The sequence below is a fragment of the Candidatus Phytoplasma citri genome (assembly GCF_002009625.1).
Lineage (GTDB): Bacteria > Bacillota_I > Bacilli_A > Acholeplasmatales > Acholeplasmataceae > Phytoplasma > Phytoplasma citri.
Map to the genome: position 1 here is coordinate 1 of NZ_MWKN01000038.1, position 13,647 is coordinate 13,647.

A 13,647-nucleotide genomic window follows, 5' to 3' on the forward strand; every position below is an offset into this window, starting at 1 on the left:
GATGCTTGGAAACTTGCTTGTCCGGTTTGGACGGGGGCTGATTGTAAATAAAACAGCAAAGATAAATCGCTGCATAAAACGCAATTAATCTATCCGTATTTAATTATATTATTTTTTATCTTCAAACTCGGCATCTACTACTTTATCTTCTGACTTAGCAGCTTCTTCAGTAGTATCTTGATTTTGATTTTCTTTATTGGTTTGTTGTTGTGCTTTTTGATAAGCTTTTACAGCTATTTGTTGTGAAGCTTTTTCTAAAATACTTAATTTTTCTTTAATAGAATCATAATCATCGCCTTTTAAAGCTTGTTCTAAATCTTGAATTTTAGTTTCAATATCATTCTTTTCTTGTTCTTCAACAGAATCTTTCAAAGATTCTAAAGTTTGACGAGTTTGAGAAATAAAATTATCTGCATCATTACGTAACACAATACGTTCTTTTTGAAGTTTATCTGTTTCTGCATTTTTTTCAGCATCTTTTATCATTTTTTGAATTTCTTCTTCGCTTAAACCACTACCTCCCGAAACAGTAATACTATGTTTACGATTAGTACCTAAATCTTTAGCAGAAACAGAAACAATACCATTGACATCAATATCAAAAGTAACTTCGATTTGAGGAATACCTTTAGGAGCAGGAGGAATACCCGTTAATTGGAAACTACCTAATAATTGATTATCTTTAGCTAATGCTCTTTCTCCTTGTAACACATTAATATCAACGGAAGATTGATTAGCTACCGCAGTAGAAAAAATTTGAGATTTTGATGTCGGTATAGTAGTATTACGTTCAATTAATTTAGTAAATATACCACCTAAAGTTTCAATACCTAAAGACAAAGGAGTTACATCTAATAAAACAATATCTTGAACATCGCCTCTTAAAATTCCTCCTTGAATAGCTGCTCCTAAAGCGACAGCTTCATCAGGATTAACACTTTTATTTAACTGTTTATTTCCTAATTCTTTAGTAACTAATTCTTGAATAGCTGGAATTCTTGTAGAACCACCCACTAAAATAACTTGATCAATTTGTGATACTTGCAATTTAGCATCTTTTAAAACTTGTCTTAAAGGAGTTAAACAACGATTTACTAAATTCTTAGTTATTTCATTAAATTTAGTTCTTGTTAGGGTATATTCTAAATGTAAAGGTGTTTGATTAGCAGACATAGTAATAAAAGGAAGCGATATAACTGTAGATACAACATTACTTAATTCTTTTTTAGCCATTTCAGCAGCTTCTCTTAAACGTTGCAAAGCAGTTAAATCTTTATTTTGTTTCAAATCAATTCCATTTTCTTCGCGAAAAATTTTAACTAAAAAATCTACGATAGCATCATCAAAATTATCACCACCTAATACATTATCACCTGCAGTAGCTAAAACTTGAAAATTACCTTCTGCAATATTTAAAATAGAAACATCAAAAGTACCTCCACCTAAATCGAATACTAAAATATTTTGTTCTTTTTGAGTGTTTTTATCTAATCCATAAGATAAAGCTGCTGCTGTAGGCTCATTTATAATTCTTTTTACTTCCAAACCAGCAATTTTACCAGCATCTTTAGTAGCTTGTCTTTGAGCATCATTAAAATAAGCAGGTACAGTAATAACAGCTTCTGTTACTTTTGTTCCCAAATAGTCTTCGGCTTGTTTTTTTAAATTTTGCAAAATAATAGCACTAATTTCTTGAGGAGTATATTTTTTACCATTATACTCTTTATAATAACCTTTTTTACCCATTTCTCTTTTAATCGAAAGAATAGTATTAGTATTAGTAACCATTTGACGTTTTGCGGCTTTACCGACAATAATTTCGTCTCCTTTAAAAGCTACAACAGAAGGTGTAGTTCTATCACCTTCAGAATTAGTAATTACCTTAGGTTGCCCATTTTCCATACAAGCAACACAAGAATTTGTAGTACCTAAATCTATTCCGATAATCGGACTTAAATTTGCATTTTTTTTAGTCATTATTTTTATCACTCCATTCATTTACTCTTACCATAGCTGGTTTTATAACTAAATCTTTATATAAAAAGCCTTTTTGTAAAATTGAAATATTAATACCATTAGGTTGTTTTGGATCTGATATTTTTTCTAAAGCATAATGAAAATTCGGATCAAATTTAACACCTAAAGCTTTAATTTCCTCGACGCCCTCCTTTTGTAAAATATCTTTTATTTGTTTATGAATCATTTTAAAACCTGATAAAAAAGATTTAACAGATTCATCTACATTAGGCATTTCTAAAACCTTTTCAAATTGCTCTAAAGGAACTAAAATATTTTTAATAAAATCTGTTAGAGCGTATTTAATTTCTCTATTTGTTTGAACAGTAATACGTTTTTTAAAATTATCAAAATCAGCCAAATATTTCAAATTATCATTTGTTCTTTGTTGATTTATTTCTTGTAAATCCCGTTTAAGATCCAAATTTTCTTTTTGTAAAGAATTTATTTGTTGTTGTAATGTTTGTAAATTTTTTTCATTTGAAATAAATTTCTTTGATTCAGAATTGGTAATAGCATCTTCATTATTTTCTTTATTACTACAACTACAATTCGAGTTAGAAGCTTCTTTTTTATTTGTGTTAATATCTGAAGATACACCATCGGAAGAAATTTTATTTGATTGGGTATTTTCTCCTTGGCAAGAACAATTATTTTCATTTATATTTTTATTGTTATTTTTTTTATTATTATTAAAATTTTGTTTTGAATGTTCTTCAGAATACATAAATTTTCAAATTAAACTCCTTATTCTAAAAATTTAATTTTTACTGCTTAATATTATTTGCGAAATTCTTACCAACTATCAGAAATTAAATTTGTTTTACTGTAAAAAGTTTGAGACAAATTTACAGATAAATATTCCAAAAGAGGAATAACTTCTGGATAAGCCATAGTCATAGGTCCTAAAACAGCAATAAACATTTTTTGATCAGGAAATTTTTTAATTTCGCAAGGAATAGAGATAATAGCGAATTTATGACAAGATATCCAACGTATTCGATTATTAAATTTAAAAATATATTTATGAGCATCAAATAACATTTCGTTTAATTTATTAGTGTCTAAAATATGCAAAATTTCTTTCATGGTATTGCTATCCGCCCAGCTAAAATTATTAATTAAATTATTAATACCATAAATATGTGAATTATTCGAGTTAAAACTATAAAAAATTTCTATTAATATATTAATTAATTTATCAAATAAACGTGAATTGCAAAAATTATTTTCAATATTTCTTTCTTGCAAAATTTTAATAGATTCACACAAATACTTATTGAATAATATATTATTTATGATAACAATAATATTCTGCAAATTTTTAAAATTAAAACTATTACAAGATTCTAAAAAAAGACTTTGATAACGTACTTGACCATGATTAGTAATTATCAATAAAATAGCTTTTTCTGGACTTAAAAAAAATACATCAATTTTAGCCACTTTGTGGGTAGTTAAAGCATTAGGAAAAGCTAAAATCACAAGATAGCGAGTCACATTTCCCAATAAAGTTAAAGCTTCTTTAATAATAGTTTCTGTATTAAAATTTTTATTTTTTTTAAAAATATTTTCAAATAAGGAAATTTGTTGCAAAATATCATGATTACGTGTAATCAAATGATTAAAATAAAAAACATATCCTTTTAAAGAAGGAATTCTGCCGCTAGATATGTGAGTTTTACATAAATAACCTTTTTTTTCTAGTTGAGCCATATCATAACGAATTGTGGCACTGGAATATTTTAAATAAGATAAACATGATAAAAATTTAGAACTAATAGGTTGTTGATGTACCGAATGATGCTCAATAATAGCTTTTAAAATTAATCTCTCTCTATTCGAAATCAATTTTTAAATCCTTGAAAAAAATATACTTTTTCATCATCACCATAATAGTTTATCTTCTATTCTTTTAAATAAAAATCCCTAACCTCTTATTATTATATATGGTTTAGATAATTTAATTATTAACACTTAACTAAAATTACTAAATTACTAATCAAGAATAATTTAAATCACGAACTATTTATTACTTGAATTTTTTCGAATAATATTTTCAAAAAATAAAAAACAAATTTACATCATATCATTTAAGATATTTTGATTATTCTTGATTAATCAAAAATCAAACTATTTTTTATGTAAAAACAAAATAAATAAAATAATTTTAAATTATTTATTCAAATTGAAATATAGCCATAATTTTAATAAATTAGCACTCATCAATCATGACTGCTAAGATTATTCTAACTAATTAAATAACTGCTTGTCAAGTATTTATCGATGAAAATAATTTATTTCATCCAAAAATAAAATAATTTAGCACTCAATTATCACGACTGCTAAATTTATTCTATTATTTTTCAAAAATTATGTCAAGTATGTAAAAATATATTTCTTAAAATTTTTATTATATAATAATAAATGTATCTTATGAAATCGAGTAAAATAATATTTACTTCAAATTCGCTAATCAATTTATAATTAACTAACAATTTTAATGATAATCAAAGAAAAGGTATAATTTAAAATACATAAATAACATGAATATCTTTCGTATAAATAAAAAAAATTATTTATTAATATCAATTAATTTATTAATATTAATAGTTTGCGCATTTTATTATTTTAATTATAAACAAACATTAATTTCGGCTACCGATAACATATTAGTTAAATATGCAAATTCCAACAACGATATTATTAATAAAGAAAAGAAAAATAAATACACAATTATTAAAGATATACAAAATAAATTAAAAAAAATATTTGACAACTCACAAATTAATAATAATATTTTTCCCAAAATCAAAAAATATGATTTTCATAAAGGCGAAACAGTTTATGGTTTTACGTTGGATATTAATGATAATATTAAACCTTTTCAAGAAGGTATTATAAGTGAAGAATATGAACAAAATCAATCAAATGATCTATCTATTTCTATTAAAGGCAAAAATAATAAAATTTTTTTCAACGAAGAAGGTGAATTTATTGGAATTTCATACCCTAAACAATCTCAAAAAATGGAAATAAATTATATTATTCCTTCAAATAGTATCTACAATTTTTGCCAAATAGTAAATAAACATTATATCTTCTTAAGTCAAAATAATCTTAATACCGAATATGAAAATAATATATATCTACCAATATACGATTCAGATTCATATAATTTATATGATGACTGCGAAAGTTCAACAGATGAAGATAATAATATATCTGATTCTGAAATTTCAAAAACATCCGAAATAAGAAAATTAATACCTTTAGAAATCGAATCAGAAACAAATAATCCAAAACAAAATATAAAATTATTAATTAAATTAAATAAAAATGGAAAATTTAACGGTTTAATACAAATAATAGATAACAAATATATAGATTTCACAGACCCATTTTTTAAATTCTTTAAATTGAATTATATAGACGAAAATGCTATAAAAGAACCCAAAAAACCACCATATCCTGAAACTTTCATAGAAAATATATCAAAAATAACTTTTTCAATTGAATTTACAAATTTTTTAGGTTCAGGTTTTATTTACAAAATTGAACAAATTCCTAACACTAATAATTATAAATATTATATACTTACTAATACTCATGTTTTATTGCCAGCTGAAAAAGAAAATGCTAAAATTAAAATTTATAATTCTTATTTTAATTCTCACAAAGATGCAGAAATTTTTACTATTATCGATAATTCTGAAGGTTTTGATGATATAGGTATATTAACTTTTACAGATAACAATCATAAAAAATATAAAGAAATTAAAAAAATTCTCAAAACGGCTTTTCCAGATAAATTTATAAAACCTGAAATTCAACAAACAGTTTATAGTATGGGGTCTCAAGAATCATTTAAGTCAGAAAATTTATTTTTCCCAAAATCAAACGAACAACAAACAAGATCCATAAAAAGAAATTTATTAAAAAAGGGAGATATCACCCAATTAAACGAAGCTATTATCTCTTTTAATATAGAAATAGATCATGGAAATAGCGGAGGTCCTGTTTTTGATGAAAAAGGACAAATTATTGGTATGAATCGTAATACTATCAATAATCCTATAGCAACAGATAATTTTTCACATGCTATTAATATTTTGCACATTCAAAAAAGACTAGAAGAAATTTTTTCCCAACATCAGAACAATCCTAAAAATATAAAAACAATAACTTCTTTAAATAGTGAAAAACATAAAAATTATCTAATGCAAAAAATTACTAATTTTAAACAAAATTTTAACAATCTTGAAATTAATCAAGATCAGGAAACACCAAATATTATATTTTCTATAGACGAATTAACTGATTTAACTAATAAAAACCCTATTTCATTTCCCTTATTAAAAAATTATCCAAATAAATCAAAAATAAAATTAAAAATTAAATTGGTTTATAATTATCACCAACAACAAATAATATTAATAGATCCACAAAAAGAATATATCGAATTATATGCCGATATTGACAATAAAAATAAATCAAAAATTAATCTAAAAATAATTAGAAAAAATAAAAATAATAAAATTATTGATTTATTACAATATTCTTTAGATAATCATCATTATTTATCTAATAAAGACAGTGCTTTTATATCTTTAAAATTTATTGATTTAACCAAAACTTCTATTCATACTACAAAGCAAAAAATTATGGATTCTTTAATTGTTTGGCACCAAGATAATCAAATAAGTGGTAACGGAATCATCTTTAATAAAGTAAAAACCCAAGATAATCAATATATATATTATGTTTTATCTACTTACGAAGAAGAATCCGACAATATTTTAGTAAACTTATATAATTTTTTATTTAAAAGACTTTTGCAAGATAAAAATGAAATCATTATATACAACTCAGATCAAGAAATTTATAAAAAGGAAGAGGGTACCATACATAATATTTTTCCCAACGAAAATAACCTTATTTTAATGACCTTTAAATCTTCGGAAAATTATCCGGTAGTCCCGTTTAAAAAAACTTCAGATCTTAGAGTAGGCGAAGATATTTATTATCTTACAAATTTAGATAATTATGATCATAATCCTCAAATGTTTAAAAGTCAAATAAGTAGCATAATAAATAAAAATAGTAATTTTGTATTCGATTCTGTATTTAATTTAAAAGACAAAATTAAAAATATAAATTTTATATGTTTCGATAATGAAGGTAATTTTATAGGTATTAATTTTTTTAAAAATTCAAATATAAATATACCAGAAAACTTTATTCAAGCTAAATTAATATCTGACATTCATTTAAAAAAATTATTCAAAAATAGTATCTTTAAAGAAAATTTAAATATATTGATTTCTGTAACATTTATATTTATGCTCATGATAATCATATCTTTTAAATTATATCCTATAATTTTGGAATATAATAAATTATAAATCATTAAATTAACATTTTCAATTATTTATTATATATTCAAAATATATTCAAAATTATAATAAAGAATTGATAATATTAGTTACTTCATGATTAATTTGTGAAGTTTTTTTTTCTTTATAATCTGAATAAGAAAGATGATGATGTATAAATATTTCTACTTTTTTTCTTCTAAACCAACATTTATGACGCATATTATGAATTCCTTTACAAGTTATAGGCAAAATATCAGCTTGATTTTGAATAGAAATTTTATAAGCACCATCTAAAGAGCGATTAATATTATCGGAAATAGGATTAATAATACCTCCTTCTGGAAAAACTAACACAGCTAGTTTATTTTGAATTATTTCTTTAGCTTTTTCTAGAGATTTTAAATTATCTCTACTATTATTTCTATTAATTTTAATACAATGAGTAGCATCAAAACAAAACCTTAAAAACCAACCATACCAAAAATTATTATAAAGTTCATCTTTAGGGGTAAAAGTAATAGGGCGAGGGAATATAGAAGCTATTATAAAAGGGTCAAAATTACTTTTATGATTGGTATAAACAACTAAACGATTATCTAAAGGGATTAAATGGTAATTATAAACTGAAACTTTAATACAAAAAAAACGAACAATTAATTTCGAAAAGCTTTGAACTATTTTTAAATGATAAATATTGTTTATAGATTTGTTTTTAATATATCCTAAACTTAAAAATAATAATAATAAATTGATTAACCAAGATATTAAAATAGCGCAAATAAAACCAATCAAAATACCAATTATTTTTATAGAAAAAATCATAATAAAATAATACCAACAACTCAAAAAAATTATTATAAAAATAAAACTAAACATATTTTTTTCTCGCATTTCTTTTATTAAAAATAAATTTACATTAATTTATTAAAAAAATTTATAAATTTAGTTTATTATTATCAAAATAATTTAATTATTAAGCTATTTTGATTATTTTTTTACAAACTTTAGATATAATTATTTCAATAATTATTTTAAAAATAAATAATAATAAAATTATCATAATTTTTATTATTTTTAATTTATTTTTTATCAAAAGTAAATAATTATTTTAAATTTTATTTAAATTCAACACAAAAGAGGATTTTATTATGACAGAACATTATAATTTAAAACAATTATTTAAATCTTTATTTATTTTTCTGGGTCGTATAATAAAATATTTAATTATCTGTTATTTTACTAACTTAATTTCATTATTTTTATTTTCATGGATTCATAGTATCATTATAGATGTATATTTATATCTTTCTAAAGCTATTTCATTTCTTCAAATAATTAAAAATGCTGTAAATTTAGGAAGTAAATTGAAAACCTTTTTCTTTAAAACTTTACTTTTCTTCTATATATAGTATTCATTATTTAAATACATAAATTAATTTAAATCAAATCTACAAAATCAAGATATACAGACTTAAAAACTTTATCAATTGATAAATAAATTAGGGATATATCAGACTCCACAAATAATGCAGAAATAATGTACTCATGTATATCAAAATACTTATAAGAAATATAGATACTAAAAAAGCGACAAAAAAACCAAAAAATCCCCCTATTATTTTTCCAACAATACCGGAAAAAATATTAATAAAAAAACGCCAAACTACAAAAAAAATTATCACAAATAACAAATCAAATACATTCATAGAAATTAACCCCTATTATAAAAACAAAAATATAATATTAATTAATATCTTGAAATTAGATATATAATTATTAAAATAATAAATAATTATCTACAATCTTGAATTTTACAAATACATTAAATAACTTTTATCCAAATTTTAAAATCATAACTCATTATTTCAAAAATAATTACAAATAATTATTTACTTTATTATAATAAGTAGCAAAAATTAATTCTTCTATAATACGATATTCTTTTAAAATATATTTATCTAAATTTAAATATGGGAAATAAATATTTCCCGAAAAACGCCGTAAGATATAAGTTAAATACAATATATTTACATAAGGCAAAGCTAATTGATAAATTTGCCTACCTCCAATAACGAAAATTGATTTTGATGTTTTATGAAAATTTTGTAAAAAAAATTTAACATCATCAACTTGTTGAATAGAAATATCATCACGATGATATGGGGACAAAATATTAGAAAAAGAAGTGGTAGCCAAGTAGATTGATTTAAAAGGAAATTTTTTATTTTTATAATAAAAACATAAAGATTGATATGTTTTTAAACCCACTAATACTCTTTGATTAGTCACTTTTCTTTTAAAAAAAGCTAAATCTTTAGGATAATGCCAAGGTAATTTTTCATCATTACCAATCAAAAAGTTACCATCTACAGCTGCTATTAAACTAATCATACTGCTATTTCTCCTTTTAAAGTTTCGTGTGCATCATAATTATGCAAAAAAATATCTTTAATAGTAAAATCTTCAATACAATGAATATTTTTATTTAAAGTAATATAAGGTAATGATTTAGGAGAACGTTTTAATTGAATTTTAATTTGAGGAATGTGATTAAGATAAATATGAGCGTCTCCTAAATTATAAATTAATTCATAAGCCTGTAAATTAGTAATATGAGCGATTAAACATAATAACAAACTATAGCTGCTAATATTGAAGGGGATTCCTAAAAATACATCTGCACTTCTTTGAAAAACTTGTAAAGATAATTTATTTTCTTCGACATAAAACTGCATTAATATATGACAGGGAGGCAAAATCATTTGAGATATTTCCGGAGGATTCCAAGCAGAAATAATTAAACGCCGTGAATAAGGATTAAATTTAATATCACTAATTACTTGTTTTAATTGATCAACTCCTGCAAAATCACGCCATTGCTTTCCGTAAATCGGTCCAAGATTTCCATATTTTTTAGCAAAATTTTCATCTTCTTTAATTTTATTTATAAATTCCGATAAAGTTTCGTTTTTGAAAAAAGATGAGTTACGATATTGTTCGTAAGGCCATTCATTCCAAATATTAACTTTATTTTCAACTAAATAACGAATATTAGTATCTCCTTTAATAAACCATAATAATTCATGTATCACTAGATTAAAATTAATTTTTTTTGTCGTTAATAAAGGAAACCCTTGGGTCAAATTAAAACGCATATGATAACCGAAAATACTTTTAGTTAAAACTTTAGTACGATTATCACGTATATTACCATATTTTAAAATAGTACGACATAAATTTAAATATTTTTTCATATTAATAACACATTTAACCTTTTGCTCGAAATCACATTTTTATAAATTAAATATTTTATGATTTTATATTTCATTTTCGAAAAAATTATGTTATAAAATAATAAAATATTCATTTATATAAATCATTTATAAAAAAAAATAATGGCGGAGGAAGAGGGATTCGAACCCTCGCATCTAATAAGATCTACACGCTTTCCAAGCGAGCCCCTTTAACCAAACTTGGGTATTCCTCCTAAATAATTATCTTTATTAATTGAAAATTTTTGCAAAAAAATATAAAACATCCTTCATTATAAAAAACTTATAAGCAAAATTCGTAGTAATAAGATTATCCTGATATATTATCTCTCGAGAACTAACTTTTTATCCAATCAATCATTATTTTGTATAATAGATTCTCAAATAGGTTAATTAAGCATCATATTCCGCATAATTTATACAATTAATCTAGCGGTCATTATAAAATTAATAACAGATAGAAATGACAATCGGTTAATTATCAGAAATTATTAGCTAAAAAAAGTAGCAGAAGATATCCCCTCCTCTAAAATCGTTTTATAACTCTAAATTATTTCTTAATGTTTAATCAGGTTGAATCGATTTATCCTTATTTTTTTCATATATCTTAAATTTAGACTTCGACATTTAGATTTAAACTTTTTCTTTAAGTAGAATTTTTACGGTTTTTTTAAATACTGTTGGCAGAATTTATTTTAACCATGTAAGAGAATAACTGTGTTCCTTTGTGATAAATAATTATCTGAAATTTGTCTTTAATAATAGTTAATTTTAACATTATTCCGAACATTAAGTGACTTGATTTTTTATCTTCTTAGTGTTGCACTTAATGTTCCTTTGACGCCAACGACAAAGTCATTATTACGGATTAAACTTGTTCTACTCAAAGGTTAAAATTTAGATTCAGACAGCAAGGAAATATTTGATAAAAAGAGGAGGTAATGTTCTTGCTTTATTAGCTACTAGTTATTGATGAGATAACACAATATTTAAGTTATTAGAACGCTCATAAAAAGATTAAAATTATTTATTTACTCTATATTAGCTTCATTATTTTTATTCGAAATAAAAGATATAACATCTCGAGCAATAGTTAATTCTTCATTAGTAGGAATAATTAAAATAGGAATAATAGAATTTTTGCTAGCAATATTTCTCAATTTAGGACCATTTTCGTTTAATGTTGGTTCTAAAAAAATATTTAAAACTGCTAATTTTGAAATAATTTCTGATCTAAAAAAAATGGAATTTTCACCAACACCTGCTGTAAATACCAGAGCATCAATACCTTCTAATGCTACATAATAACTGGCAATATAATCAACAATTTTCTTAATTTGAATCTCTAAAGCTAATTTAGCCTGAGCATTACCTTCTAACATCGCTTTTTCTAAATCTCTGCAATCGTTAGAAAGTCCTGAGATACCTAATAAGCCAGATTTATTATTTAAATCATTAATCACTTCTTGAGAGGTTTTATTTTCATAACTAGAAATTAAAGCAACAATAGCAGGATCTATGTCTCCGCTACGCGTACCCATTGGAACACCAGCTAATGGTGTAACTCCCATAGAAGTATCTACTGATTCTCCTTTGCTATTCACGGCAGTAATAGAAACTCCATTTCCAGCATGACAAATAATTAATTTTAAATTAGATTTTTCTAAAAAACGTTTTGCTTCTTGAACAATAAAACGACAAGAAGTACCATGGGCACCATATTTACGAATTTGATATTTTTTATACCATTCGTAAGGTACTGCATATAAAAAATTAGAAGCTTTAATGGTTTGATGAAAACTAGTATCAAAAACGCCTACATGAAGAGCTTTAGGTAAAATTTGTTTAAACAAACGAGCACCCAAAATATTAACCGGATTATGTAAAGGAGCTAAATTATTTAAACTTTCCAATTTATCAAGATTTTCATCTGTTAAAATAATAGAATTTGGAAATAATTCGCCACCTTGAACAATACGATAACCAATTCCCTTAATTTCAGTAATTTCTTTAATGATTGATAATTCGATTAATTTTTTTAATAATAATTCAATAGCTAATCGATGATCAGCAATAACTATATTTTGTTTATAAATTCGATCTGAAGTTTTAATAGTAAATATAGAATTAACACTACCGATTCGCTCACATAAACCACTACATAACATTTCTTCTGTAACCATATCAATTAATTGAAACTTCAAAGATGAACTACCAGAATTAACAGACATAATTTTCATAAAAAAAACTCCTAAAAATATTTTTATTGTAATTAATAATATAAATAAAAAAATAAAAAAATATTTATAATAAAAAATAATCAGATCAATAAATAAATAATATATCCATATAAAAATTCAAATTATTTTTAATTTATTAAATTAGATTTTTTTATTTGAACAAATAAAATTTATCATAATATCATCAATAAATGTTAATAATTCTCTTAAGTTATGTGCTTTATTCAAAGCACATACTTTTGCTTCTTTCGAACATATAAAACATAATCGAGAATTCGGCGGATAAAACAAATTTCGGGAAATATTTTCATGTTTTAAATTAATAATATCTAAATCAACTAAACGAAAACAAATATGAGTTTTTTCTAAAATTAAAAAATTTTTTTTAATTTCTATTAATTTTGTTATTTCTGCAGTAATCAAAATTATATTAACATAAAAACCAGCTTTATCAAATAATATTCTAAAATCATTACAACCTAAACATATTTTTTTTGTTTGTAAAAAAGGTATTATAATATTTTTCATAAATAAATTAAAAAATTCGAAATATAAAGGTTTAAGTTTAATGATCCCCGGAATATTTAAATTAATAGTTAATAAACCTTTTTGATAATAATTTAACATTTCAAGATACAGATAGATTAATTGCGTTTTATGCAGCGATTTATCTTTGCTGTTTTATTTACAATCAGCCCCCGTCCAAACGGTGCGAGCAAGTTTCCAAGCACACCGCTTTCC

General features: G+C 23.3%; 9 protein-coding genes and 1 tRNA gene. 1 reads left to right on the plus strand and 9 read right to left on the minus strand.

All coding sequences use genetic code 11. From position 1 onward, the window contains the following. Positions 1-108 precede the first annotated feature (108 nt). The 3 genes from dnaK to hrcA all read right to left on the minus strand — a co-directional run bounded on the left by dnaK (position 109) and on the right by hrcA (position 3,867). Positions 109-1,977, minus strand: a complete 1,869-nt coding sequence (gene dnaK, locus B2G44_RS01180; RefSeq protein ID WP_078123030.1) for a molecular chaperone DnaK — start codon at positions 1,975-1,977, stop codon at positions 109-111. After that, positions 1,970-2,743 carry a nucleotide exchange factor GrpE gene (locus tag B2G44_RS01185; RefSeq protein WP_078123031.1) on the minus strand — a complete coding sequence of 258 codons (774 nt, stop codon included), beginning with the start codon at positions 2,741-2,743 and terminating at the stop codon, positions 1,970-1,972. The genes dnaK and B2G44_RS01185 overlap by 8 nt, the downstream gene beginning before the upstream one ends. A gap of 68 nt (positions 2,744-2,811) precedes the next feature. Beyond that, positions 2,812-3,867, minus strand: a complete 1,056-nt coding sequence (hrcA, locus tag B2G44_RS01190) for a heat-inducible transcriptional repressor HrcA (protein ID WP_078123032.1) — start codon at positions 3,865-3,867, stop codon at positions 2,812-2,814. A gap of 695 nt (positions 3,868-4,562) precedes the next feature. Here hrcA and B2G44_RS01195 point away from each other — a divergent pair. After that, positions 4,563-7,421: a S1 family peptidase gene (locus tag B2G44_RS01195; RefSeq protein ID WP_078123033.1), complete on the plus strand. Its 2,859-nt coding sequence runs from the start codon at positions 4,563-4,565 to the stop codon at positions 7,419-7,421. A gap of 54 nt (positions 7,422-7,475) precedes the next feature. On the opposite strand, the gene B2G44_RS01200 is transcribed toward B2G44_RS01195, so the two are convergent. From B2G44_RS01200 to B2G44_RS01235, 6 genes are all read right to left on the minus strand, one after another. Further along, positions 7,476-8,216 carry a lysophospholipid acyltransferase family protein gene (locus tag B2G44_RS01200; protein ID WP_257616359.1) on the minus strand — a complete coding sequence of 247 codons (741 nt, stop codon included), beginning with the start codon at positions 8,214-8,216 and terminating at the stop codon, positions 7,476-7,478. A gap of 1,053 nt (positions 8,217-9,269) precedes the next feature. After that, positions 9,270-9,785, minus strand: coding sequence for a dihydrofolate reductase (locus tag B2G44_RS01215; protein ID WP_078123036.1), 516 nt, complete (start codon positions 9,783-9,785; stop codon positions 9,270-9,272). After that, positions 9,782-10,648 (minus strand): thymidylate synthase, encoded by an 867-nt coding sequence (locus B2G44_RS01220; protein ID WP_078123037.1) that lies wholly within the window; start codon positions 10,646-10,648, stop codon positions 9,782-9,784. Before B2G44_RS01220 ends, B2G44_RS01215 begins: the two co-directional genes overlap by 4 nt. A gap of 142 nt (positions 10,649-10,790) precedes the next feature. After that, positions 10,791-10,881, minus strand: a tRNA-Ser gene (locus B2G44_RS01225). Positions 10,882-11,697: 816 nt separating this feature from the next. Beyond that, on the minus strand, positions 11,698-12,906 hold the full coding sequence (locus B2G44_RS01230; RefSeq protein WP_078123038.1) for an acetate kinase: 1,209 nt from the start codon (positions 12,904-12,906) through the stop codon (positions 11,698-11,700). A 141-nt stretch (positions 12,907-13,047) separates the two neighbouring features. Then, complete coding sequence (locus tag B2G44_RS01235; protein WP_180372466.1) at positions 13,048-13,533, minus strand: citrate lyase holo-[acyl-carrier protein] synthase; 486 nt, start codon at positions 13,531-13,533, stop codon at positions 13,048-13,050. Positions 13,534-13,647 lie beyond the last annotated feature (114 nt).

Coding starts and splice junctions, on each gene's coding strand:
- B2G44_RS01220 (WP_078123037.1), bottom strand. CDS start 10,648: ATGAAAAAATATTTAAATTTATGTCGTACTATTTTAAAATATGGTAAT.
- B2G44_RS01200 (WP_257616359.1), bottom strand. CDS start 8,216: ATGATTTTTTCTATAAAAATAATTGGTATTTTGATTGGTTTTATTTGC.
- dnaK (WP_078123030.1), bottom strand. CDS start 1,977: ATGACTAAAAAAAATGCAAATTTAAGTCCGATTATCGGAATAGATTTA.
- B2G44_RS01215 (WP_078123036.1), bottom strand. CDS start 9,785: ATGATTAGTTTAATAGCAGCTGTAGATGGTAACTTTTTGATTGGTAAT.
- B2G44_RS01235 (WP_180372466.1), bottom strand. CDS start 13,533: ATGTTAAATTATTATCAAAAAGGTTTATTAACTATTAATTTAAATATT.
- B2G44_RS01185 (WP_078123031.1), bottom strand. CDS start 2,743: ATGTATTCTGAAGAACATTCAAAACAAAATTTTAATAATAATAAAAAA.
- B2G44_RS01230 (WP_078123038.1), bottom strand. CDS start 12,906: ATGAAAATTATGTCTGTTAATTCTGGTAGTTCATCTTTGAAGTTTCAA.
- B2G44_RS01195 (WP_078123033.1), top strand. CDS start 4,563: ATGAATATCTTTCGTATAAATAAAAAAAATTATTTATTAATATCAATT.